The 872-nt window shown below is 29.4% G+C and carries 1 protein-coding gene; it reads left to right on the top strand.

Features of this window, described 5'->3' with window-relative positions:
• Positions 1-237: 237 nt before the first annotated feature.
• Positions 238-872 (top strand): hypothetical protein (locus D0817_RS24735; protein WP_127340999.1); only part of this gene is annotated, 635 nt, incomplete at its 3' end.

Genomic DNA, 872 nt, shown 5'->3' with positions numbered 1-872 from the left:
TCTCATTTACCTCTTCATTGACTTCTTTATTTTCCATATTACTTTGCTTAACGTTCATCATCCTTTTCATTTTTCTAATTATCTTGACAACACTAAGATAACGAAATTGTTTTTATAATTTTACATTTTATAAAAACTTTATGTGTATATTTATACCGATTTTAAGTATTATAATAATCTATAATCAGCTGCAGTATAATTTTAAAAGATTAAACTCCAAAATCTCGTAAAAAAAGCATGAACAAACTATCAAAAATAAGCTATAAAACCTACTTCAACGAAAAGCTGAAGCAAGTTCCTTTGGGCAAAATCATGACACATCCCTTGTATGTACAGATAACTTTTGAAAGAAAGACGCTATTTTTTAAGAGTAATTTTTTTGAATTGTTTTCAAAACCAAAGTACATTATAGCTGCTGCGGGACTCGTAGGAAGTCCGTCTCTTGAAAAAATTATTGCCTTAGAAATGGAAATAATTGAATTTATCGAAAACAAGCATTCCGATAATTTTTCTCTAGAAATATTCAAACAAGAATATGCCTTTTACAGTCAGGATCTCTGTGATGTAATGGAAGAGGAATTTCGCAATTATCTTTATACTTTTTTTCAGGACAAAAGTATGTCTGCCTTTGCAGTAGCAATCCGTGAAGGCAGCAAACTGCGTATAAATTATAACATTATCAGAGATATGAGAAAAGCGTTTACCAAAACTTTCTATGATGAACTTATTGAAAATTCATTGTATTATGGACCTCCTTATTATGCATTATATGATTTTATGCAACAGACCAAAAAATGGCCAATGCTTTATCTAAGTGTTATGGAATGGGAAACAGGTAATACTAAAACAGAATTCTTTGAATATGTAAAAAA

Source organism: Flavobacterium cupreum (assembly GCF_003996965.1).
GTDB classification, from domain to species: Bacteria; Bacteroidota; Bacteroidia; order Flavobacteriales; family Flavobacteriaceae; genus Flavobacterium; species Flavobacterium cupreum.
Note: the sequence above shows the minus strand (reverse complement) of the source record. Positions and strands in the feature narration are given on the sequence as shown.